Source organism: Shimazuella sp. NTD248 (assembly GCF_059510395.1).
Window position 1 is genome coordinate 353,396 of the sequence record NZ_JCAJZT010000005.1, and the last position, 24,448, is coordinate 377,843.

At 42.1% G+C, this 24,448-nt stretch carries 24 protein-coding genes and 1 riboswitch; of the genes, 6 read left to right on the plus strand and 18 right to left on the minus strand.

Annotated elements, in window-relative coordinates; translation table 11 throughout:
• Window positions 1–335: 335 nt before the first annotated feature.
• From AC5WOE_RS13955 to AC5WOE_RS13970, 4 genes are all read right to left on the minus strand, one after another.
• The gene (locus AC5WOE_RS13955) at window positions 336–635 is read right to left on the minus strand and encodes a hypothetical protein (protein WP_496049173.1); all 300 of its coding nucleotides are present in this window, start codon (window positions 633–635) and stop codon (window positions 336–338) included.
• Between the two features lie 65 nt (window positions 636–700).
• A riboswitch (SAM riboswitch) is annotated at window positions 701–808 on the minus strand.
• A gap of 70 nt (window positions 809–878) precedes the next feature.
• Window positions 879–1,094 carry a hypothetical protein gene (locus AC5WOE_RS13960; RefSeq protein ID WP_496052830.1) on the minus strand — a complete coding sequence of 72 codons (216 nt, stop codon included), beginning with the start codon at window positions 1,092–1,094 and terminating at the stop codon, window positions 879–881.
• A gap of 114 nt (window positions 1,095–1,208) precedes the next feature.
• Complete coding sequence (locus tag AC5WOE_RS13965) at window positions 1,209–2,141, minus strand: phosphotransferase (RefSeq protein WP_496052831.1); 933 nt, start codon at window positions 2,139–2,141, stop codon at window positions 1,209–1,211.
• Between the two features lie 16 nt (window positions 2,142–2,157).
• Window positions 2,158–3,063 carry a LysM peptidoglycan-binding domain-containing protein gene (locus AC5WOE_RS13970; RefSeq protein ID WP_496052832.1) on the minus strand — a complete coding sequence of 302 codons (906 nt, stop codon included), beginning with the start codon at window positions 3,061–3,063 and terminating at the stop codon, window positions 2,158–2,160.
• Between the two features lie 201 nt (window positions 3,064–3,264).
• Between AC5WOE_RS13970 and AC5WOE_RS13975 the strand changes: the two genes are divergently transcribed.
• Entirely contained in the window at window positions 3,265–3,762 is a 498-nt protein-coding gene (locus tag AC5WOE_RS13975) for a cysteine dioxygenase (protein WP_496052833.1), read from the plus strand.
• Window positions 3,763–3,978: 216 nt separating this feature from the next.
• On the plus strand, window positions 3,979–5,394 hold the full coding sequence (gnd, locus tag AC5WOE_RS13980; RefSeq protein WP_496052834.1) for an NADP-dependent phosphogluconate dehydrogenase: 1,416 nt from the start codon (window positions 3,979–3,981) through the stop codon (window positions 5,392–5,394).
• A gap of 44 nt (window positions 5,395–5,438) precedes the next feature.
• Here the strand turns inward: gnd and zwf are convergent, their stop codons facing one another.
• The 3 genes from zwf to hemL form a co-directional block, all read right to left on the minus strand.
• Window positions 5,439–6,929 carry a glucose-6-phosphate dehydrogenase gene (gene zwf, locus AC5WOE_RS13985; protein WP_496052835.1) on the minus strand — a complete coding sequence of 497 codons (1,491 nt, stop codon included), beginning with the start codon at window positions 6,927–6,929 and terminating at the stop codon, window positions 5,439–5,441.
• A gap of 323 nt (window positions 6,930–7,252) precedes the next feature.
• Window positions 7,253–9,259 (minus strand): glucose-specific PTS transporter subunit IIBC, encoded by a 2,007-nt coding sequence (gene ptsG / locus AC5WOE_RS13990; protein WP_496052859.1) that lies wholly within the window; start codon window positions 9,257–9,259, stop codon window positions 7,253–7,255.
• Window positions 9,260–9,674: 415 nt separating this feature from the next.
• On the minus strand, window positions 9,675–11,012 hold the full coding sequence (gene hemL, locus AC5WOE_RS13995; protein WP_496049180.1) for a glutamate-1-semialdehyde 2,1-aminomutase: 1,338 nt from the start codon (window positions 11,010–11,012) through the stop codon (window positions 9,675–9,677).
• Between the two features lie 144 nt (window positions 11,013–11,156).
• Between hemL and AC5WOE_RS14000 the strand changes: the two genes are divergently transcribed.
• Entirely contained in the window at window positions 11,157–12,290 is a 1,134-nt protein-coding gene (locus AC5WOE_RS14000) for an NADH-dependent flavin oxidoreductase (protein WP_496049181.1), read from the plus strand.
• A gap of 218 nt (window positions 12,291–12,508) precedes the next feature.
• Complete coding sequence (locus AC5WOE_RS14005; protein ID WP_496049182.1) at window positions 12,509–12,982, plus strand: hypothetical protein; 474 nt, start codon at window positions 12,509–12,511, stop codon at window positions 12,980–12,982.
• A gap of 287 nt (window positions 12,983–13,269) precedes the next feature.
• Here AC5WOE_RS14005 and AC5WOE_RS14010 read toward each other — a convergent pair whose 3' ends face one another.
• Complete coding sequence (locus AC5WOE_RS14010) at window positions 13,270–13,674, minus strand: hypothetical protein (protein ID WP_496052836.1); 405 nt, start codon at window positions 13,672–13,674, stop codon at window positions 13,270–13,272.
• A 538-nt stretch (window positions 13,675–14,212) separates the two neighbouring features.
• Here AC5WOE_RS14010 and AC5WOE_RS14015 point away from each other — a divergent pair.
• The gene (locus AC5WOE_RS14015) at window positions 14,213–14,857 is read left to right on the plus strand and encodes a hypothetical protein (protein WP_496052837.1); all 645 of its coding nucleotides are present in this window, start codon (window positions 14,213–14,215) and stop codon (window positions 14,855–14,857) included.
• A 286-nt stretch (window positions 14,858–15,143) separates the two neighbouring features.
• Window positions 15,144–15,698 carry a hypothetical protein gene (locus AC5WOE_RS14020; RefSeq protein WP_496052838.1) on the plus strand — a complete coding sequence of 185 codons (555 nt, stop codon included), beginning with the start codon at window positions 15,144–15,146 and terminating at the stop codon, window positions 15,696–15,698.
• Between the two features lie 181 nt (window positions 15,699–15,879).
• Here the strand turns inward: AC5WOE_RS14020 and AC5WOE_RS14025 are convergent, their stop codons facing one another.
• The 10 genes from AC5WOE_RS14025 to AC5WOE_RS14070 form a co-directional block, all read right to left on the minus strand.
• Window positions 15,880–16,209, minus strand: a complete 330-nt coding sequence (locus tag AC5WOE_RS14025; protein WP_496049186.1) for a bh protein — start codon at window positions 16,207–16,209, stop codon at window positions 15,880–15,882.
• Window positions 16,210–16,272: 63 nt separating this feature from the next.
• Complete coding sequence (locus AC5WOE_RS14030; RefSeq protein ID WP_496052839.1) at window positions 16,273–17,574, minus strand: NAD(P)H-dependent oxidoreductase; 1,302 nt, start codon at window positions 17,572–17,574, stop codon at window positions 16,273–16,275.
• Between the two features lie 24 nt (window positions 17,575–17,598).
• Complete coding sequence (locus AC5WOE_RS14035; protein WP_496049188.1) at window positions 17,599–18,006, minus strand: PTS glucitol/sorbitol transporter subunit IIA; 408 nt, start codon at window positions 18,004–18,006, stop codon at window positions 17,599–17,601.
• Between the two features lie 20 nt (window positions 18,007–18,026).
• Window positions 18,027–19,016 carry a PTS glucitol/sorbitol transporter subunit IIB gene (srlE, locus tag AC5WOE_RS14040; protein ID WP_496052840.1) on the minus strand — a complete coding sequence of 330 codons (990 nt, stop codon included), beginning with the start codon at window positions 19,014–19,016 and terminating at the stop codon, window positions 18,027–18,029.
• A gap of 21 nt (window positions 19,017–19,037) precedes the next feature.
• Window positions 19,038–19,586, minus strand: coding sequence for a PTS glucitol/sorbitol transporter subunit IIC (gene srlA, locus AC5WOE_RS14045; RefSeq protein ID WP_496049190.1), 549 nt, complete (start codon window positions 19,584–19,586; stop codon window positions 19,038–19,040).
• A gap of 42 nt (window positions 19,587–19,628) precedes the next feature.
• Window positions 19,629–20,027 (minus strand): transcriptional regulator GutM, encoded by a 399-nt coding sequence (locus tag AC5WOE_RS14050; protein ID WP_496049191.1) that lies wholly within the window; start codon window positions 20,025–20,027, stop codon window positions 19,629–19,631.
• Between the two features lie 97 nt (window positions 20,028–20,124).
• Window positions 20,125–21,081, minus strand: a complete 957-nt coding sequence (locus tag AC5WOE_RS14055; protein WP_496052841.1) for a sugar-binding transcriptional regulator — start codon at window positions 21,079–21,081, stop codon at window positions 20,125–20,127.
• Window positions 21,082–21,147: 66 nt separating this feature from the next.
• Window positions 21,148–22,377: a dihydrolipoamide acetyltransferase family protein gene (locus AC5WOE_RS14060; RefSeq protein ID WP_496052842.1), complete on the minus strand. Its 1,230-nt coding sequence runs from the start codon at window positions 22,375–22,377 to the stop codon at window positions 21,148–21,150.
• 3 nt (window positions 22,378–22,380) lie between these two features.
• Window positions 22,381–23,379, minus strand: coding sequence for an alpha-ketoacid dehydrogenase subunit beta (locus tag AC5WOE_RS14065; RefSeq protein ID WP_496049194.1), 999 nt, complete (start codon window positions 23,377–23,379; stop codon window positions 22,381–22,383).
• Window positions 23,380–23,392: 13 nt separating this feature from the next.
• Window positions 23,393–24,379, minus strand: coding sequence for a thiamine pyrophosphate-dependent dehydrogenase E1 component subunit alpha (locus tag AC5WOE_RS14070; protein ID WP_496049195.1), 987 nt, complete (start codon window positions 24,377–24,379; stop codon window positions 23,393–23,395).
• Window positions 24,380–24,448 lie beyond the last annotated feature (69 nt).

Sequence of the window (24,448 nt, forward strand, 5' to 3'; positions counted from 1 at the left end):
CCTTTATTTCAATTTATGTGGACAAAGGGTAAAAAAGAATCATCATTTCTATGATTTAGGGATTTCCTATCAAACTTGCTCAACGGAATGTTATATTCAAAGACTCAAACGTAAAAAATCCCACATCTTCGTCTATTGAGTGAGATGTGGAACATACTGGTCGTTTGAGGTAATTAGGAGGCTATTCTTTTTTAAGTAAAGGGAAGTACGAATGTCAGAAAATGAAACAAACACTCCACATCTTCACATAAAAAACGAGGTTTCCCTCGTATGTATTATCTATTTCATTTTCATCTTGTTTTTGACTTCAGCTGTTTCACAACCATATTTCTCTATTACCAAAAAGAACGAATTTTTCGGGACAAGGTAATACGTTCCATTTTTAAACTCCATACTTTCTCCCATAGTTGTTCCTGTTCAAAAGCATCCGATGCACTTCTTAGTTGTTGATAACTTAACAACAACTGCGTATTTATAGCATCGAATTGTGCCCATAAATGATAGAGAAATAAATCTTTGTCTGTGAAATTCAGTTTTTGTAAAATTTCAGCTTGCCATTCTTGATCGCCGATTTCTTTTGCATATAAATACAAGTCTAAATAATCGTTTATCCAAGTTTCTTTTAACTGAATCATGATTTTACCTCCCTAACAAATGAAAAACCTCTTTAAGAAGAGGTTTTCTAGTTAGAAAGGTCCTCCTCTTATCTTTCAGAGTTTCTACTCTGTTGGATTTAGCACCATACAGTCTGTTGACTGAGGTTGCTGAGGTTTCATAGGGCCAATCCCTCCACCTCTCTTGATAAGAGATCCTTCGATTTTTTTCGTTTTGGTTGATTTGTTGTTGATTATATATGTAATTATTTTAATTGTAAATAACTACATCGATTTTTCTTTCATTGTTCGCATCATACTCATCATTTTTGTCATCATTTCATCTGACTCTTGCATTTTGTTCATCATCATATCCATGTCCATTTCTGGTATCGTGTTCATTTCTTGCATTTTGTTCATCATCATGGTCATCATTCTCATTTTTCCCATCATATCCTCCATCATGACCATCATCATCATATTCATACACATTTTATCCATACTATAATCCTCCGATTTTAGATACTTCAAATCATTACCTATGTTTTCCATAATGTTTGAATATATACTAGCCCGTCCTCTTGGCATAAAAAAACGAGGTTTCCCTCGTTAGGATTATCGATTTCGTTTTGGTTTGGACCTTGACTTCTTCTTTGCCGGCCATAGTTTTTTGATTAGTTTTTGACATTCTTGGATATGGGCATATTCACTTGAAACGTCTACTAATTCTTCTTGTCTGTCTACCGCACGAACCAATCGTTCGGGATAGGAGAGAAAGACAGCTAGAAGTCTTTTTTCTTTCGGCAATAGTTTATTTTCTTGTTCATAGGCTGCTAGTATTTCTGCGGGAGATTCCTCTGGATATCGATGTATTAAAGTAGCAAGGTCTTTTATGGGTGTATCTAGCGCAGCATGGTCAAAATCGATCCAGTACAATCCTTCCTCACTTGTGAGTACATTAGAAGGATGAACCCGACCATGACATATCGTGTATCTCGGGGCAATTCCTTTTTCCACTTGAAGATAACGATCGATTCCTTGGATAGCAAACGTAAATCCATTTTGGGAGAGCTGAGCAGATTGTTCGGATATTTTTGCTTCTCCTTCTTCTAACGTCTCTTGCCAACTAGATACTTGTGTCTTTCGCTGTTCCCAAGACTCTTTTAGATCTGGATCGATGACTTGGTGCAACTTGGGAAACTGTGCTGCTATAGGTTCTGCTAAACGATGAAAGCGCCCTAAGGATGATGCCAGCTCTGTTGCCGATACATGATCATCAGCAGGCTCTTGCCATGGAGTGGCATACCACTGGCTTCCATAAGCAGAAACGACTATTTCTCCATCCTCTGTAGGAACCCACGGAAGCAGATGAGGATATCCAGCTGTGCGAACTTGTTCTAACATGCGGTGCAGTACATACAGTTTTTCTCTCGGTGCATGACTTTCTTTCAGCGCATATTTTTGGTCTCCATCCGCAACCTCCCATACTCCAGCCCGATGTTGCACCGAAGAAGGGTCCCATCCAAATGCATGAATCACTTCCCACATCGAAAGCCCTCCTTCCCTAGCTCCGCTTCACCGGAATTTTTACGATTTGACCTTCCACTAAACGATCTGTTGGGAACTGATTCGTTCTAATAATCGCATTACAAGAAACATCATACTTGGCAGCTAATGTATCGATCGTCTCGTCTTTTTGGACAATAACCATTTTTAAGGAAGTAAACGATTCTTCTCTATTTCCTACCAACCACCTGCTCCATTCTCTGCCACGAACTTCTTCCTCTGTATTACTTGGTTCCTTGATTTCTTCCTCTTGTTGTCCTTCTTCAATCACAAGCTGAGGTTGAAAGGCTTCTTGTGATGGTGGTTCTTCGCCTACTTGTTCTTTTGCTATTTTTCTTGTCTCCCGATGTATGGTGCGTTCAACTTCTTTGGGTTTGGATTGTTCTTTTTTTGCCTCTACCTGTTCTGGCTCTGGTTTGGCAGGCTGAGCTGCAAAAGTGGGGGACTCGATCTCTTTTTTCTCTTCTATCTCTTCTTGCTGATCTTCAGAAACCTCTGTGATCAATTCTTCTTCCTCGGCTTCTGGCAATATCCCGTCTATCATCAGAACTGCTTCAATCTGTAATTCAAATGGTGATAAGATCTGGTAATCAAAAGATTCTACTTCTGCACAGACAGTTGCTAGTTCTGCACGGTCACGAGGCAGAGTAATTTCGACAGGAATTACATAGGCAATCTCTTCCCCCTCTCTTTCATAAGGATCATAATCAGAAACATCTGCTTCTTCATCGATATCCCCTTCATAGGTGCCATTCAGCCGAAGATAACCGTGAATTTTAAGATGCTGCCCTTCATCTTTGATCTCCACATCGGGATATAAATCCAATTCCAGAAGCGAACTTATCCCTGCTTGCTGTGGATGCAGACGAATCTTTTCTGAAATATTAAAGCGAAGTTGCTCCACCTGTTCTCCCTCCTTCTATCTTTCAAGCCCTTATGCTGAAATATATGTACGAGATAAAAGAGTTATCACTAGATCGGACAAAATGTTAACAGCTATGTAAAATTGTCTTCTCATCACTTGGAGGTCAAATCATGATTTCATCTCATCCACATACATTAAACGTATATGGATTTCTCGGCTGAAATATGAGGAGGAACAAGTATGGATTTGACCGCTCAATTGCCCAATTGGTTATTGCCTATCACTCATCCAAGCCCCTCGGCAGTAGAACAAGAAATGCGCAGGTGGAATATTACTTACCCGCAGATCTCCCCTTACATCACATCTCCAGCTCCCCCTCTGCAATATGGAAGAAATGTTATCTTTCGATCCGAACTTTTTGAAGTAATCATTCTGCAAATTCCTCCACAAATTGAAACTCCCATACACGATCATGGGGAATCTTTTTGTTGTGTAAAAGTAGTCGATGGCACATTATATAATCGTATCTATCAAATAAAACAATCTACTGAGGCACCTGGGCAGGTAAAAGAAGAGAGATATAAACAAAATGAGTATTTTACCGTAACCCAAGACCAAATTCACTCCATGTACAATCCGAGAAACCAACCTTTGATCACTTTCCACGTCTACTCCCCGCCCATTGAAAATAACCACATTTATAATGAAACACACTTGGAAAATACTATCTCCTCATAAAAAATAAGTACGAAGTACATACTTATCTGTCTAGACTGCTTCTAATATGCTTGGTATAAAGTTCCTATCTTCTTCAAAACATAAGCAAGTGGTACAGTCTGTCAGGATTTCCACTTGTCTTTTTGAGTTGCATACTCACTTGAAACTTAATACATCAATATGTTATTTTCAAGAAATGAGCACTTGATTTACTAGATCAAGAAAGAGGTCATAGAGATGAAACAACAACAGATGGGTGTTATTGGTTTAGGCGTTATGGGCAGAAACCTTGCCTTAAATATGGAAAGTCGTGGATATTCGGTCGCAGTATTTGATAACTTTACAAATTTGATCAATCCTTTTGTCCAAAAAGATGCAGCTGGTAAAAATATCGTTGGTACATATAGTATAGAAGAATTTGTGCAGAGCCTCGAAAAACCCCGCAAAATTTTAATGATGATCAAAGCTGGTGCCCCAACAGATGCTACGATCGAACAAGTTAAACCTCTATTAGATAAAGGCGATGTATTGATTGACGGTGGAAATACCTATTTCCATGACACCATCCGCCGTAATAAAGAGTTAGAGGCAGATGGGATTCATTTTATTGGAACAGGCGTATCCGGTGGAGAAGAAGGAGCACTGCATGGCCCTTCGATCATGCCCGGTGGACAAAAAGAAGCATATGAACTAGTAGAACCGATCTTGACTGCCATCTCCGCAAAAGTGAACGGTGATCCATGTTGTACTTATATTGGTCCCGATGGCGCTGGACACTATGTAAAAATGGTACACAATGGGATTGAATATGGAGACATGCAGTTGATCTCGGAGGCTTACTTCCTTCTCAAACATGTACTAGGCCTTGAGGCAGAGGAATTACATCACGTATTTGCAGAGTGGAACAAAGGAGAACTAGATAGTTATCTCATTGAGATCACGGCTGATATCTTTACCAAAATAGATGAGAAGACAGGCAAACCCCTTGTCGACGTCATCTTAGATACTGCTGGCCAAAAAGGGACTGGAAAATGGACAAGTCAAGATGCATTGGAACTTGGTGTACCCCTTTCCATCATAACCGAATCGGTTTTCGCCCGTATCATCTCTTCCATGAAAGAAGAACGAGTGAAAGCGAGTAAAGTATTACAAGGTCCAGCAATTAAACGGTATGAAGGTGACAAAAAAGGTTTGATTGAAGCGATTCGTAAAGCGTTGTATATGAGCAAAATTTGTTCTTATGCTCAAGGCTTCAGTCAGCTGCGTGCTGCTGCAAAAGAATATAACTGGGATTTGCCATACGGAAATATCGCGATGATCTTCCGTGGGGGATGTATTATCCGCGCACAATTCCTGCAAAAAATCAGTGACGCATATGAGCGTGAACCAGACTTAACAAATTTATTATTAGACCCATACTTTAAAAATATTGCCGAAGAATACCAATCTGCGCTTCGACATGTGATCACCATTGCGATTGAAAATGGGATTCCGACTCCATCTTTTTACAGCGCACTCGCTTATTATGATAGTTATCGGACAGAGACACTGCCTGCTAATCTCTTACAAGCGCAAAGAGATTACTTTGGAGCCCATACGTATCAACGGATTGATGAAGAAGGTACTTTCCATACAGAATGGATGGAGAAATAGAAAAGAGGTTGTAGGGATAATCCTACAACCTCTTTTTTAATGCTTTAAGAATTGGATGGCTTACTTGCAACCGACCACCAAAAGAATCCATCTCTTGCTAAGAGTTGATCGGATTCCATTGGGCCCATCGACCCAGCTTCATAATTAGGAAACGTAACATCTTTGTCTTTGTTCCACGCTTTGGAAATCGTATCGACAAACTTCCATGAGATGGATACTTCATCCCAATGGGTATAGTGGGTCGCATCCCCCAATAGACAATCATACAAAAGTCTTTCATATGCTTCAGGTGTATTCATTTTATCATCGCAGTTGCTGCAATAATGTAACTGAATAGGTAAGGAATCTTCTTCTCCTGTGCGTTGCTGAGCGTTAAGATGCAGTGTCATCCCTTCATCTGGTTGAATATGGATCACCAATAAATTAGGATGCGGATGACTTCTATCCCGGTAAAGGTTCATTGGTAAATCTTTAAACTGCACGACAATTTTCGTTGATTTTTCTTTCATTCGTTTTCCGGTACGAATATAGAACGGAACACCCGCCCACCGATAATTGTTGATCATTAGTTTCCCAGCAACAAATGTATCGGTTGTAGAGTTTGGATCGACATTGTTTTCTTCCCGATAAGCGATTACATCACGATCTTCGATGCATCCTTTCCCATATTGTCCCCGAACGAAGTATTGTTCTACTTCTTCTTCTGTAAATGGCCGCAATGCGCGCAATACTTTCACTTTTTCGCTTTGAATCTCATCTCGTGTCAAATTGATAGGAGGCTCCATCGCAAGCAGTGCTACCATTTGCAGCATATGGTTTTGCACCATGTCAAGTAAAGCCCCAGATGATTCATAATATCTGCCGCGATCTTCTACACCCAATGTTTCACTGGAAGTGATTTGGATGTTGGAAATATATTGGTTGTTCCATAGTTCTTCAAAGATGGCATTTGCAAAGCGGATGACAGTAATGTTCTGCACCATCTCTTTACCTAAATAGTGATCGATTCGATACACTTGATCTTCGTTAAATACTCGGCCAATTTGATCATTTAAGTCTTTTGCAGATTCATAATCATGACCAAATGGCTTCTCGATGACCACACGACTCCAGCCATCTGTTGACGTCAAACCGCTTGATTTTAAATTTTCGCAGATCGTACCAAAAAACTGTGGTGCCATTGCGAGATAAAACATACGATTGCCTTCCGTATGGTATTGGTCATCCAGTTTTTGCAGCAGAGTTTGCATGGTATCAAAAGATTTTTTATCTGTTACATCTGCTGGCTGGAAATAGAAATGGGAAGCAAAATCGTTTATATCCTTTATCTTTCCTTCGATTTTCTCAGCAGAATTTATGACACTTTGACGAAAGTCTTCATTGGACATCTCGCCTCTGGCTACACCTACTACTGCAAAGTCTTCGGAAAGTTTGTCAGCATTATACAGTTTGTACAGGGAAGGGAACAATTTGCGCTTCGCTAAGTCACCTGTAGCACCAAAGATCACCACAATTGCTTTTGGCTGAGTTGACATAAAGTTTTACACCTCATTTTGATAAGAAAGAATAAGTCCTCCAAATGAGCAAATCCACTAATACCTAGTTCCAAACTCGCTTGATAGGCATGCCTTCCACGTCTGTTGTAAAAACAAAAAGGACGCTCCAGTCATGCAAAGCGAGACTAGGAGCATAGCGACGTAGCGAGACTTGTCCCTTAGGTGCATATCTTCGCTTAGGATTACTTGTATTTATTTTTGCTCAATTAGGGTCGCTTTCATGTTTGCTACAAAGTGAATACTAACAAAAGAAATAGGAAGAGGAAAACCCGCGCAGCAGGTCTTCCTTCCCCTATTCTACCTTAATCTATCTTTACGATTTGATTTTCTTCTAATTTTACCGTTCCTTGTTTTAAGATGGTCACTTTTTCTCCTTCTTTTAAGTTGGTAAAAATGATTGGAGTGATAGTAGAAGGAGCTTTCTTATTCAACAAGTCGAGGTCGACATCAAGCAGATGCTGTCCTTTTTTTACTTGATCTCCCTGAGAGACATGAGCAGTAAAACCTTCTCCCTTCAGTTCTACTGTATCAATCCCAATATGAATCATAATCTCATGCCCTGATGTAGAAGTAATGCCAATTGCATGTTTGGTCGGAAATAGTGTTTCAATTTTCCCATCACATGGAGCTACTATCTTTCCATTTGAAGGTAGGATAGCAAATCCGTCTCCCATCATTTTTTGGGAAAATACTTGATCTGGAACTTCTGATAACGGTACAACCTTTCCTTCCACTGGAGCTACAAACTCATCGAGTTTACCCTCGACAGGGGCAGTCGTCATCGTATTCGCGATCTCCTCTGAATTAATCGGATTGGCTGGGGCACGACCTTCCATTACCTCTTGGATTTGCCCTTTTAGTGTATCCGATTTCGGACCGAAGATCGCCTGAATATTGTTACCAACTTCCAACACCCCAGCTGCACCAAGTTGTTTGAGTTTGTCTTTATTCACATCTTTTGCATCATGAACCGATACACGTAACCGTGTAATACAGGCATCTAAGTGAGTAATATTTTCTTTTCCACCTAAGGCAGCAAGTACTTGACCTGGCAATTCATTCTTTCCAGTAACTACTTTGGCAGCGGATGGATTGTTTTCTTCTTTCGGATCTTCCCGTCCAGGCGTTTTAAGATCAAACTTTCGAATTGCAAAGCGGAATCCAAAGTAATAAATAACCGCAAATACGAGACCTACTGGGATAACAAGCCACCATGCAGTCCGGTTTTGAAGTACCCCAAACAAGAGATAATCGATCACACCACCTGAGAATGTCATCCCAATTTTTACATTGAGCAATTGCATTACCATAAAGGACAAACCTGCAAACACTGCATGAATGGCAAACAATACAGGAGCCACAAATAAGAAAGTGAACTCAATTGGCTCCGTGATCCCAGTTAAAAATGAAGTTAAAGCAGCTGAGCCCATAATCCCAGCCACATATTTTTTATGCTCTGGTCTGGCTTCGTGATACATAGCAAGGGCGGCTGCTGGCAATCCAAACATCATAAATGGGAATTTCCCAACCATAAATGTTCCAGCTGTTAGTTTTACACCATCTTTTAATTGAGCAAAGAAAATATTTTGATCCCCGTGTACAGATTGCCCTGCTTTGGTGACGTAGGTACCAAATTCGTACCAAAAGGGAGCATAAAAAATGTGATGCAGTCCAAATGGAATCAAAGAACGTTCGATAACACCAAACACAAATGCAGATAAGGTTAAGTTAGCATTTACCATGTTGGTCGAAAATGCATTTAAGGCATGCTGGATCGGCGGCCAAATAAAGATCAAAAGAACACCCAAAATTACGGCAAAGAAGCCAGTTACAATGGGGACAAATCGCTTTCCAGCAAAGAAACCTAGATAGGAAGGAAGTTCAATCTTGTAATAGCGATTAAACATAATCGCTGCTAAGGCTCCCACGATTATCCCTCCAAATACACCTGTCTGCAAGGTCGGGATTCCGAGTACACTAGCATATGCAGGGTTATTGGCGATTTTCGCAGGGTCCAACTGATGAGTGGCAATTAAAATGGTACTCATCGTCTTATTCATGATGAGATATCCCACAATTGCTGCAAGTGCTGCTACTCCATCACCTGCAAGTCCTACGGCAACTCCTACGGCAAATAAGAGAGAGAGATTACCAAATATAATATCTCCAGCTGATGACAATACGTTGGAAACCAGCTGAATCCATGTGGAATTCAAGGAAGGTATAAATTGTATTAGTGTGGGATTTTGTAAGGCTGTACCTACACCGAGCAAAATACCAGCTGCTGGCAAAATAGCAACAGGCAGCATCAGTGCTCTCCCAACTTTTTGTAATTTACCAAAAAGCTCTTTAAACACGAATGAAACACCCTTTCTAAAGTAATATCCAAAAATGGTATAAATGCAAAAAAACCAGATCACGAGTAAATCATTTGGCTAATTTCCAATGGTAGTCATATACCCATTAGCGTTCACCACAATGATATTTTCTACTCATGCCTGATCGAATCAGTCACACGTATAAGACGATAAAATTTTCATATATGCGCAATAAAGTATGCGCTTACAATTAACCTCCTGTATGTAATCTCAAAATTCAAGGCACATCTATGATTAAACTATAATCAATTTAATAAATCAATAATGAAAATATATAAATTTAGCATAACAAAAAGGGAAACAGGCTGTCCCTATAAGAGAAACAGCCTGTTTTACCGTATTTTTTCTATAGATTTTTTAATGCATTGCGATTCGCTTCCAATGTTTGGTTGATATCTTCCTCACTATGGGCAAGAGAGAGGAACATCCCTTCAAATTGAGAAGGCGGCAATAGTACTCCTTCTGCTAACATGTTTCGATAATACTTTGCAAACAAGTTCGTATCTGCTGTTTTTGCTTGGTCATAACTTATTACGTTTTCATTTGTGAAGAAGAGACAGACCATCGATCCCACTCGATTAATATGATAGGGAACACCAGCTTCTTTCGCATTTTGTCTCAATCCCTGTTCCATCATCTGTCCAAACTGTTCTAATTGCTCATAGGACTGTGGAGATAATTGTTTTAGAGTTGCGATTCCACCCGCCATTGCTAAGGGATTTCCAGAAAGTGTTCCTGCTTGATACACCGTGCCGGCTGGAGCAATCATCTGCATGATCTCCCCTTTTCCCCCATATGCTCCGACAGGTAGTCCTCCACCGATCACTTTGCCCATTGTCGTCAAATCCGGAGTAATTCCATATCTGCCTTGAGCAGAGTGATAATCTACGCGAAAGCCAGTCATCACCTCATCAAAAATTAAGACAATCCCATACTGCTCCGTTAAACTGCGAAGACCTTCCAGAAAACCAGGCTGCGGCGGCACAACACCCATATTTCCAGCGACTGGCTCCACAATAATAGCTGCAATATCTTCCCCTACTTCTTCACACACAAGCTCCACACTCGCAAGATCGTTATAAGCAACTGTCAACGTATGCTGAGCAGTATGTTCTAAAACCCCAGGACTATCTGGCAATCCCAACGTAGCAACACCTGACCCTGCTTTGATCAGCAAACTATCGGAATGTCCATGATAACTCCCTTCAAACTTGAGGATTTTTTTCCTACCTGTATAGGCCCGAGCTAATCGTAAAGCACTCATTGTCGCTTCTGTTCCAGAGTTCACCATCCGCACCACTTCCACTGACGGCACACGTTCTCTGACCAACTCTGCCATTTCGGTCTCTAACATAGTTGGCACACCAAAGCTTGTCCCTTTCTCCACTGCTTCGTGCAAAGCTGCTGCTACATCAGGATGAGAGTGACCTAAAATTAGCGGTCCCCAAGAACAAATATAATCTATGTATGTATTTCCATCGATATCGGTTAACTTTGATCCTGCGCCACTTTCCGCAAAGATCGGATGCTCCATCACTGAACGAAATGCGCGAACAGGTGAATTCACACCACCAGGTATAAGGGGGAGTACTTTTTCAAATTGCTCTTTTGATCGATCATACTTTCTTGACAATGCTTCTACACTTCCTCTCAAATGCCACACATGATGATTCCATTGTAACATGTTCATTTCAAAAAGGTAAAAGAGTGATCACCCTTCTTATTTTCATATACTCAAAGGAATGTATCTATAAACAAATATATATTTTTTTTTATCGAATGGAGATATTATGATTGATTTATCAAAACACGAGAGGAACATTCGAATATGAATCCATCCTACAAAAAACTTTTTGAACAAGTAACGTTAGGAGACATTACATTAAAAAATAAAATCATTATGGCTCCTATGACACATATGGCTTCCCATGAAGACGGCTCTATTTCCAACAAAGAATTAAACTATTATGCCCGACGTGCAAACGGTGTAAGTGCAGTGATCACAGCAGGAACTTATGTGATGAGAAATGGTGGAATACCAATGGGACCAGGAGTTCATAGTGATGAAATGATTCCCGGTTTACGAAAACTCGCTGCCACCATTAAACAGGAAGGAGCAAAAGCAATTCTGCAAATCTTTCACGGAGGTCGACAATCTTCCGCGGTCGAAGGAGGAGAAGTGGTAAGTGCGAGTGATGTTCCCGAAGAAAGAGAAGACGCTCCTATACCACGTGCATTAGCCGACAAAGAAATAATTGAAATCGTGAAGGCTTTTGGTCAGGCGACAAAAAGAGCGATTAAAGCGGGATTTGACGGAGTAGAAATACATGGCGCTAATGGTGGACTGATTCAACAATTTTTCTCTCCTCATGCCAATAAACGGACTGATGACTGGGGTGGAACGCGCGAAAATCGGATGAAATTTGCACTCGCAATCATCGATGAAGTAAAACAAACCGTTGATCAACATGCCAAAAGGCCGTTTATTGTAGGATACCGGATATCTCCAGAGGAAACGACGACACCTGGTATCACTATGGCTGACAGTTTGTCTATGATCGATATACTAGTTACGAAACAACTTGATTATCTCCATATCTCCTTGAATCACTTTTGGACTCCACCCCGTCATGGTGTGCAAGATACAAGATCTCGGTTGGAGATCATTCAAGAACGTGTGGGTCATCAAGTGCCTATCATTGGAGTTGGCGGTGTGTATACTCCAGAAGATGCTTTACGCGCACTGGATACAGGAGTACTTCTAGTAGCGATAGGACGGGAATTACTCTTGGAGCCAGATTGGGTAAACAAGGTCAAAGAAGGCAGAGAGAGCGAAATCAAAACAACTCTGTCCCCTAATGATCAAGAGCGATTACAAATTCCAGATGTACAGTGGAATATGATTACGAGTTTGGGCTGGGTTACGATGGAGCAAGAAGAGGGTAGTTTGGAGAGGCAGTAACAATGGATACAGTCTTGCAAAGGTTTTGATTGCAGGACTGTTTTTTTATTATCTCCAGCTATATATAACTTTTCTCATCGTGACTAGTGTGTAAGAAATGATGAGAATCGTTTATACACGAACGAATATTTATTATCTAAATGGAATAGCTTTTATAAACCTTTTCCGATATAATTTGAGTACAAACTGGTCAACCCGACGAAAGGTTAGGTCCTCTCATGGACAGCACCTCCCAGTGGTTCACGGACAAGTTCCTGTGGATCGACGGCCGGCTCGACGGCATCGACAACCGGCTCGACACCATCGCCATCCTGGTGGTGCTCCTCGTGATCTTCGTGGCCGCCCTCGGCTACGCGGTGTTCAAGCTGTACACCGACCGCGAGAAGCTGAACGAGTTCGAGAACAGGATCTCCGCTCTGGAAGCCAGCAGGCCCCAGACGGCGGACTCGGCGATCCACGGAGCCCTCAACGACATCGCGGGAACCCTCCAGGGTCTCAACAACACCATGAGCGGGGTCGGTGACCGGCTCGGCAGTCTCTCCGGCACCCACCACGGTCTCGGCGACGAGATCCGGGAGCTCCGGGAGGCCATCCGGGAGTACGTGGAGGTGGTCGAGGACGGCACCGAGCAGAACTCCGGCTTGGAGGCCACCGACGGCTCCTCCGACCAGAAGGAACCGAAGCATCTCTGATGACCTCTTCGGCGCCACGGCGGGCTGCGGCTTCCACATATGTGGGAGCACGCAGTCCGCCGCCGTTTTTATCCCCCTCTTTCCCTTTATTCCTCCAATTTAACAAAGAAATCCCCCCAACTACAAGAAATGGAGGGATATGTTATATAAAAAAACACCTACTGGAGTCACCGTATCAATTCGGGAAAAATACACATTAAGGAGTCGGTTCTTTGTACTACTTACTTTTTATACCCAATCTTCATATCTTTAGCACATACCGGGACTAATCCTGATAAAACAAATCCCTAGGGACGATAGATGCTATCTGCAGTACTAAAGAGCAAAAAGTATAGACAGGCAATTTCATAAATACTGATCCCTTCACTATACTGATAAATTGTATAGTTACGGAACTTTGTAGTCCCTACTTCAGCGATGACTTCCTTTTTACTCTGATCTATAAAAAGAAGATTCTCATTACTTAATTCACTGCTATACCGAATAATAATAGTTAAATCATCTCTTTCATAAGTAACACTTTTAATACCAAACTTGCATACTCCCTTGAAAGATTCGTTCTTATTGTTTATTGTTACATCCAATTCTGTAAGTCTTTCTTTCGATTGTGCCTTCTTCCAACTTCTTTCTTCAGCTTTAACAATTATCTCTTCTTTTCCCCTAGTAAGTACATCAGACCCTAGCCAATTCATAGCTGTCTTCAGTATGTTTATGTTTAATCGCTGAAAAATGTTATTAGAAGAATACCGTTGCACGTCCCCAATTTTGATTCCCTGATCATCATATATATTAAAGGGGCCCCTACTACAATTGAATAGGGGTAATTTCATATGAAATGACTTCATCTTTTGTATTACCTCCAAATCTATAGCCGATTTTAATTAAACTAGTTATTCATTAGATTCCATATGTTCATCTTACTATATGCTTGTATTTTATGTTTAGACAATTCAGATATGTTAGATTCCAAGCCCCTTAACATGCAATTCTTTAAAGTTATAGGAATACTAAACGTGTGTTTTTTCCGAAGTGGTATGGGAACCCCTACTGGCAAAATCAATCCCATTAATTGTAAAACAATGATGTCCATCCTCTTTCTTATATACACAACAAATAAGAATTCATTATTATATTTGAATTTTGTTTGCTATAATGTGAATACAATCTGGCATCGACACCGAAGAAAGGCTAGGTCCAACCATGGAATCCGTACCCTCCCTGTGGCCGAACATGGACGACAGCTCGTTCCCGTGGCCATGGTTGACGGACACCCTCCGCAAACTCGACTGGACGAACTACATCCAGAACGAGCGGCTCAACTACCTCAGCAACAAGATCAACGACCTGAGCTGGCAGGTCAGCATGCAGTGGGGCTTGATCATCGTCCTCATCCTTGCGATCGTCGGCCTGGTGCTTGCGCTGTACGCTTTTTTCCAGCAGCTGCGAGCCAAGGACGCCCAGAACAGTGCCCTGTGGGCGGCGATCGGCGAACTGCGGCAGACGTCCGCGGACCAGACGTCGCGGATCGACGGACAAGATCGGCTCATCCACAGTCACGAGAAGCAGCTCGACCTCCAGCTCGATGACATCGAGGAGCTCGGAGTACGGGCTGGCGGGCTGGAGGAGCGAGTCTCCGAACTGGAAGGGGACTTCGATCGGTTCGAGAGGCGGATCGTCAACCTGCGGCGGGATCTCTTCTTTCGCCCGCAGAACCTCTGCTCGCCGGTGCGACGTGGTCTGGACGTGATCGTCTACTACGTCATCATCGACGGTGTCGATCGGAGCCAGACGGCGACCGAGACCAAGGGCGACACCGGGGACATCTCCGACAAGGAGAGCCCCGACGACTCCTCCATCACGGAGGAATCGAAGTGACGCTCTGACTTCGGGCGCCACGGCAGGCTGTGAACTTCCACACTGTGGGAGCGCGCAGTCTGCCGCCCGTTTAAACCACTTTTCCTCCTCTTATTTCTCTTTATTAAAAACCCAAGTTCACATATAAAACAAGTCATTTAATCAAAATCTCCTATTTCCTTCAGCCAAATAGTAAATTTCCTTATATACATAAGAGTCTAAAAAAATCAATATTCTTTTCCAATTTTGTTTGTTATAATAGGGGTACGAAGGTTCCATTCACCCAACCCGGAAAGACGAGTCTATCATGGACATGCAGTGCGGCAAGGGCTACGACAGCCTCGGCTACTACGACAACACCCAGACGCCGGAGTGTTTGACCAACAGGCTCGACACGGTAACTCACTGGCTAGTGGGCATCTGGGTGGTCGGCGGGCTGATCATCCTCGGCTTGGTGGCCGCGCTCATCTGGCAGTCCAACAGGCGGCGAGAGCAGCAGTGGCAGATCAACAACCTGCGTCAGGATGTCAACAAGGTCATCAACCCCTACGACCCGAAGTCCCACTTCTCCCTGATCAAGGACCTGCAGAAGAAGGACACCGAACAGGACGACCGGCTGAACACCCATCTGCACTTGCTCAACGAGCACGACGGACGGCTGGACATCCACATCGACTGGATCGGCAAGCTCCAGAGGGAGATCAACTACATCCTGAACAAGATCGTCCCTCGGCGGGGAACCATCTTCGTTGGCCCCAAGCTGTTCGAGGACATCGTCCAGACGGTGATGGACCAGATGGCGAACGAGCACCAGAGCGACAACGACGGGCAGGGCTCCACCACGGAGTCCGCCGACGCATGACGCACTAGTCCACTCGGTCGCCACGGCGGGCTGCACCTCCACACAAGTGGAAGGTCGCAGTTCGCCGCCCGTTTTAGGCTGCTTTTTTCTTACAACTCTCTACATCTCTCCACTAGAAACATCTCTCTCCCCAAAAAAATACACACAATCCTTGGTTAGAATTGTGTGCACGATATCTATCCTACTTCGCATACTTCCCGATAAAATACTTTACTTCTTTGGCTTCTTTGTACAATCGAAATGGCTTCTTGAGCATCCTACGTGGAATTTTCCGCAAAAAATATGCGCGATTGACTTGGTACTCTTTCATGATTCGGGACGGTTTGGTGGTGAGCCGGTTTTTTAGTTCTTCATAGATTTCATGTTTTAAATCTACCTTAACATCCACACTCCGTCCACAAACCTCGCAATGGATATGGGAAATAGAATTATTAAAATAGGTGATCCGATGAGGGGTATCATCTGAGCAACGGATGCAAAAAAATTCGGTTGTTTCTTGTGTCTCTCTCACCTATCATCCCTCCATTCAATTCTAAATAGGAATACTCTTATTATACAGCAACATACAAAGAAGTTAAGCCTTACGAATAGACGCATCTCTTTCCATCAATTGCCGCAGTTCCCAAATCATTTGAACTTTGGTCTGTTCAATATCGTCAAAGGTGAGGACTTCCCCTTTTTTTATATCCCTTGTGACAACGAGACTAGAATCTGCTAATCCAATGGGAAGCGCATAAGTCTTCTTCGCATCTGACGCATTCATGATCTGACCATAGGAAGTAAACCCACCTAATCCATCTAACCTCTCTCCAGCACGCAAGTCTTTCTTTGCGACGGTGACAGTTTCGGCAACGAGTCCATGATAAGGAACGATGGATTCCTCTTTATCCAAGTACGCTTTTGCAATGGAGATAGGAGTTTCCAAACTCGTTAAGTGATAAGGTCGAAAAAGGACATAATTAGGACCATCGCCCATTTTCAAATATTGCATTTCACGGTGTACTTCTTCCTGTTCGGAAGTAACGATGACAAATACCCCCGGTGCGATGCCATTCACAAATTCTACCGTTTGATAGGAATGCAAGATGCCGCCTTCCTCTTTTTTCCGCAGCACTTTTGTCAATTGATCTACGGTTGCCTCTGGTCCATGCATACCAGGTACATCTGGAAGGAAACCAGTAGCATTTGCTACAGCTGTCATTTCAATCATCGTTTTTGTTCCGTCTTGGAAAGAAGCTAATATTTTAGGATTCATATTTACTTTTAAAGCTTGCTCTCTTGCAGAGTCTGGATTTGCCTCAAGATTTAACGTATTATTTTTCCCCTTGCCCAAAACCAAAGGCTCGAAACCGATCGTTTTGGCAAAATGATATAGCTCCATGATGGCTGCCGGTTCATCACCAGAAGCTCCTGTATAAACGACACCTGCTGCTCGTGCCATCTGGTGAAGAAGCGGCCCCACCGTGACATCTGTTTCCACATTCAGCATCACAATATGCTTTTTCGCCAATATAGATTTCCAAGCAATTTCTGCTCCTAGATTTGGAATCCCTGTTGCATCTACGATCACATCGACTGCTGGCAGCTGTAATACGAGTTGCATATTGGAAGTAACGACAACTTGACCTGCATCTATCGCTCGCTCTGCTTTCTCGATCTCTTCTGTTTGAACGATTTGAGTACTAGCATATCCTGCATTTTCATAAGCATGCACAGCATTTTGTGTCTGGATATCAGCTGTTGCGACGACTTCCATTCCTTTCATTGCTGCGATTTGTGAGATCATACCTCTGCCCATTTGTCCGGCACCAATAAGTCCCACACGAATGAAATTTCCTTCTTGTCCAAGTGCTTCGAGTTTATGATAAATTGGCATAAGATGACCCCATTTGTTGTAGTTTTAGTCGTGACGTATGAATTGAATCTTCGATCCTATTTGTACACTTGGAACGGGCTTGTCTTCTACGCAGATGGTTCCGGGTAAATCTCCTTGTCCACCATCAAACTTTATCGTGACATGACCTAATTCTTGTATCGTTTTATTGGCTGTATCCCCAACAAATGAAATTTGAAACGATTGACCATCGATCACTAACACATCTTTTGAGGTGATTTCTCCAGCGTTTTTTCGATCTGTATGCAATACAGTAATATCGTGTAGTTCTTCAGGTGCATTTTCGTCAAATAAAATAAGTAATTTTTCCTTTGCAAACTTCGAGACAAGTTCCCCTATTTTGGTTGCTGTTACTTCAAAAAGTACACTCATAAACTCACCTGCCACAGGAATAGTAGGGCTGGAATCATTCACGGAAACCAGCCCATTCTTTTTTAATACAATCCGAAACTACATACATAAGCGATTAATACAGCGACAGGACCGGTAAACTGTCTGGAGAGCAGAACTGCTGGTACACCGACTTCGATGGTTTCTGGTTTTGCTTCTCCCAGCGTCAATCCAACTGGAACAAAATCACAACCTACTTGTGGGTTGATCGCAAATAGCGCTGGCAAAGCAAGTTGTGGAGGGATATTCCCTTTTCCGATCTCCACCCCGATCAGCACCCCTACTACTTGGGCAATAACTGCTCCGGGTCCTAACATCGGAGATAAGATAGGAATCGCACAAATAATCGACAGAATGATCAACCCGAAAATATTTCCTGCTAACGGCGTTACCACATGGGCAATCCAATCACCAATTCCGGTATATGTGATGATCCCAATAATGGTACTGACGAATGCCATGAATGGTAAGATATTGCGAATTACCATATCAATCGTTTCACGTCCAGCTTGATAAAACACCCCGACAACATTTCCCATTGCTCTCCCAATTTTGACTAAGATATTGGTTTTTTGTGGATATATTTCAGCTGCCTTTTTCTTCGCATCTTCTTTGATTTCTTTGGTGCTTCTCGTTTCCACCGTTGTGGACGGAGCAGCATCATCTGTCAAAGTGATATTTTGTCCGGTTACACCAGAGACAAAATTTTGTTCGTTGATAAAGGAAGCCAGAGGTCCTGATGGAGAAACCGGTAAAACATCGATGGTCAGTACCCCCATTTTAGGATATACTCCACAGCGTGCTGTACCTCCACAATCTACGACGACACAAGCCATATTTTCCTTATCTATTGAGTTTCGAAATCCATCTACAGCTTCGGCACCCGTTAATTCGGCAATTTTTTGTGCGATCGGATGTATACCGCCGCCTGTAACGGAAACGATATATTTTTTCTGTTCAGTTGGTTGAATGATCAATTCGGTCCCCCAACCACCTGCTCCCTTACTCACTTTTACTGTTGAATAATTAGCCATTTGGATATACCCCTTTCCATTTTAGGTGGTTGTTTGGGTCGTTTGAGCAGATTGATTTTGACGTTTTAGCATCATGTTCGTGATCCATTCCGTTACTAATCCACGGATCAAGATGACGATAATCCCGACTAATAGATAACGAACTGCTAACGGTTCCAAGGAGAGATGCAATGTCGTCAACCCACTGGCAATACCGAGGTAAACAAAAAGTTCAGCTGAATTTGCGTGAGGGAACAATCCAGTTATCGGATGAACAAAAGATACCGCCGCATCATAAAAAGCTGGTTTTTGTTTCTCTGGTAAAAACTTTCCGAAGGAATAACACATTGGATTGGTCAGGAAAAAGACGGCTAAAATAGGGAAAATCGTATAACGTAAAATTGCATATTTGGTTGTTTTCTGAGCGAAACGGTAGATTCGTTCTTCCCCTACAAATTTTATTAAAGCGTTTACAATTACAATCAAACAGATCAAGGTAGGTAAAATTCCTTTTGCTAGCCCCATAAATTGAGCTCCACCAGCTTGAAACATCCCAATAAATCCTTTAGCAAGGTGTACTAAAAAATCCATCTGACCAAACCTCCTCAAGTTGATTTATCTCCTAAACCTTTTTCAATCTGTTATTTCTTGCTGTTGCTCATTCTTTTTGTTCACAATCTGATCTGCTGCCATTTGTATGGCTTTCGTACGATGATCATTGCCAGAAAGAAAAAAGAGTTGTTCGATTTTCTTCCCCTGTAACTCGAGATTAGAGGTAAAGCGAGAAAAGACTGTGACACCTGTTAGTTCTTTTGCATCTACTACCGAACCAGACAAATCCGAGACGAGTATGACGACAGAACCGATACCAAATCGTTTTTTTACAACGCCTACTCCCAGATATCCTGAATCATGATCTGCACTCATCTGGCGGATAGTTTGTCCATAATGTCGGTTTTGGTAATAACTTAAAATCACTTGAAGAATCCATGCACATACGAAAAAGATAATCAGTATTCCCCATTGATCCATAGAATCACCCTTTGCAAATGTTCGGTTCAATTACATTTGTAAATACTATTATACGGGATCTTAGAAGAAATGAAAACGCTTAATTTTTGAACATGACCTAATTTTTATCTTCAAATGATTCGATCAACTGGTTTGCAGTTTCATCATCGGTTATTAGAACATCCACATAGCCGCCTTTTAATGCAGCTAAAATACTATTTGCTTTATAAACTCCGCTTGCTATCCCTACCACTTTGTCTATTTTCTTTAAGTCTTCTAATTCAATGCCAATTCCTCTTTGATTAATAGATACGGCTGCCAGCTCTCCATTTTCCAAGATATATTTTGAACTAATATCGCCGACTACTTTAGCTTGTTTCAGTTCTTCAATGTCTGCATCACTTAAATAACCTATCTCATACATGGTAGAATGTTCATAAGGATTTCCTATACCAACAACTGCCATATCACATTGCTTTCCTTGTTCCAAAACACTAGAAATAAACGGGAGACTGACAAGCCCTTCTTTTTGCTCAGTTGTTGCTACCATTGCAGGTGCATACAATGATTCTGATTGACCATTCACTTTTTTGGCAAACTCATAGGCAATTTGATTCGCATGTAATGCCACTTCTTTTGGACCCATTCCACCTACTAACGGGATGACTTCCACATTCCTCTGCTCAATCGGATACTCCCTCACCATCTCAAATAGAGATTTTCCCCATGACACACCCAACCTTTTAATGGATCTGAGCGATTTACTTACATAGTTAGCTGTCGCCTTCCCCAAAGCTCGTAAAGCCTGTTCTTGGTTCATATTTTCCGTGGAAGTAATAATAACTTCCCTTAAGCCAAACTGTGCCGCAATTTTTTGCTCTCGTTCGATTACATCAAATCCATCATCCAAAATCGTAATCTTCACGATGCCTTCTTCTTTTGCTTGTTGCAGCAATTTCGAAATAATCGGGCGAGATACTCCTATTTTTTCGGCTATTACGGCTTGGGTTAATTCTTCTAGATAATACATTTTGGCAACTTTAATCAGCTTCTTTTTCTCATCATCGTTAATCATGGAAACACCTTCAAATCTATGGAAATGTAATTTGATCTTACCATATCTGCTAGTGACCTGTTTACATCAGATCAATAGATGCGCAGGATTTTCCAGTGTCTCTACCAACTGGGTTAAAAAGGCAGCCGCTGGGGCTCCATCAATCGTCCGGTGATCAAACGAAAGGCTTAGAGCCATCATAGGTCTTAATACAATTTCACCATCTACTCCTACAGGACGGTCTTTTATTTGTCCTACACCTAAAATAGCAGTTTCAGGCAGATTGATAATCGGAGTAAATTGATCCACTCGATACATTCCTAAATTACTTACGGTAAAGGTACCGCCTTGTAATTGATTCGGATGGAGTTTTCCTTCTCGAGCTGCCCGAGCAATTGTTTTGCTCTGTTCAGTAAGATCTGTCAGCCCCAATTTATCTACTTCTCGAATGACAGGTACAAGTAACCCGTTTGGTTGACTGACTGCTAGTCCTATATCAATTTGCGAGGACAGATGAATTTCATCCTTTACCAAAGTAGCGTTCACCATAGGATGGTCCCGCAATGTCACACCTACTGCTTTGAGAATAATCTCCGTGTAAGAAAGTCTTAATCCCGTTTTCTGTTCAATTGTTGGCAGCAATTGTTGGCGTAGACGCATTGCTTCACTCATGTCCACTTCACTATGCAAGGTTACATGCGGTGCCTCGGAAAAACTTTGTTGCATACGCTCACCAATTACTTTTCGCATACCCGTCACTTTGATTGCTTTTGCAGGAGTAGATGTGGGCACTTTCTCTGTAGATGGATCGTTCATTGGTACATCCGAAGCAGAAACTTGGTTAGCGAGATAGGTTTCGACATCTTTTCGATGAATTCGTCCTTTTGGTCCAGTTCCAGAAATAACAGATAAAGCTATCTCGTGTTCACGTGCAAGTTTTCGTGCAGAAGGAGTTGCGCGTGGTTTATCGCTTTTTGGCTCTATTTTGGTTTCCTTGATCTCAAGAGGCTCTTCTTTCTCTACCATAGATTCCGAAGCCCTTTCAGGCTTTGGACTAGCAGATTCGCCTACTTTTTCACCTTTTTCGCCAATATAAGCAATCACTTGATTGACAGGTACTTCATCCCCTTCTTCATAGAGGATTTTCAACACGGTTCCTGTCTCATAAGCTTCTACTTCTATATTGATCTTATTTGTCATCACTTCTAAAATAATGTCTCCAGCTGTAACAGCTTCTCCTTCTTCTACGAGCCATTTCATGATCGTACCCGTTTCCATTGTCATCCCAAGTTTAGGCATAAACACTTCCTTGGCCATTTTCTACACCTCTTTTCCCCGTTGAAGTGTTCGCTTAACTGCTTCCACAATATCTGAAACTTGAGGTACAGCATGCTTTTCCAGCTCAGGATTATAGGGAATGGGTACTGCTTTTCCTCCTAAGCGTTCAATAGGAGCATCCAAGAAATCAAATGCATCACTTTCCACAATCACACTCGCAATTTCTGCACCAAACCCAGCACGTTTTACTGCCTCATGTACAATGACAACACGTCCAGTCTTGCTAACAGATGCAATAATAGATTCTTCATCTAGAGGAACGAGCGTACGCGGATCAAGCACCTCCACATCGATGCCTTCAGCTTCCAAAGACTTGGCTGCTTCCAACGCTTTATGCACCATCACAGAAGTAGCAATAACGGTGACATCTGTTCCTTCTCTTTTAATCTCAGCTTTTCCTAAAGGAATACGATAAAGACCTTCTGGTACAGGTTCTTTCATTCCATAAAGCAGTTTATGTTCATAGAAGATAACTGGATTATCATCTTCAATCGCCGAAATAAGCAGCCCTTTTGCATCGTAAGCACTCGCAGGTTGAATTACTTTCAATCCGGGAATATGAGCCATCCAAGCTTCTAAGCTTTGAGAGTGCTGTGCAGCAGCTCCCGTACCCGACCCACCAGGTGTTCGTAACACCATGGGAACTTTGCCTTTTCCACCATACATATAACGAATTTTAGCTGCCTGATTGATAATCTGGTCTGTTGCAATCGTGATAAAATCGGAAAACTGCAATTCCAAAATAGGACGCATCCCAGTTAGTGCTGAACCAACTGCCGTACCAGCTATTCCAGACTCGGAAATAGGAGTGTTACGGATTCGTTCTGGTCCAAACTCTTCGATTAAACCACGGGAAACACCAAATGCTCCCCCATATACTCCGATATCCTCCCCCAGCATAAATACATCTTCATCTGTTCTCATTTTTAAGGAAATAGCATCTCTGATTGCTTCCGAAAAGGTCATATCTTTGGTATTCATATTCCTCACCCCTTTAAGCGTATACGTCCAATTCTAGTGTTGATAGGGAAGGAGCTGGACTTTTTTCTGCAAACTCTACTGCATTTTCAATTTGCTTTTTCGCTTGAATTTGAAGCGCTTCCAATTCGTCTTTTGTTGCAAGTTTATCTCTGAGAATACGAGCAGCTAGGAGAGAAATCGGGTCTTTTTCTTTTCTCCAATATTGTTCTTCTTCTTTGGTTCGATATTTTTTTGCATCACTTTTGGAATGTCCTTTCCAGCGATATGTTTTCGCCTCTATCAACGTCGGCCCTTCTCCTGCCTTTGCTCTTTGAACAGCCTCTTGTGTTGCTTCCATCACAGCAAATAAATCGTTACCTTCGATGACTCTTCCTGGGATACCATAACTACTTGCCCGATCTCCAATGTTTTCAATGTTGACCATTTCTTTCACTGGTCCAGACATACCATATTGGTTATTTTCACAGAAAAAAACAACTGGCAGCTTCCAAATAGAAGCAAGATTAAGCGCCTCATGAAAACTTCCTTCATTTGCTGCACCATCTCCAAAAAAACACAATACTACATAGCCTAAATCTTTCATTTTAGACGTCAATGCTGCACCTACAGCAATTGGGATACCTCCACCGACAATCCCATTTGCCCCCAAGTTTCCTTGGTCGACATCTGCGATATGCATAGATCCGCCTTTCCCTTTGCAGTACCCTGTTTCTTTGGCGAATAATTCAGCCATCATGCGATTGACATCTGCACCTTTGGCGATGCAATGCCCATGACCCCGGTGTGTACTGGTGATTTTATCTTTGGCGTCTAAAACATAACAAGCTCCTGCTGCTGTCGCTTCTTGTCCCACACATAAGTGAGTTGTGCCATGTATGGCACCGCGAGCAAAAAATTCATCTACTTTTTCATCAAAATAACGGATAAGCCACATCTGATGATATAGCTCAAGGATTTGTTTCGTTGTTAGTGATGCTGGGATCTCAGTTGATATCATCATTTTGCCTCCTACCTCACTTAACAAAAGGTTATTTACATTTGTTCTTTATAGTTACATTTGTAAATATCA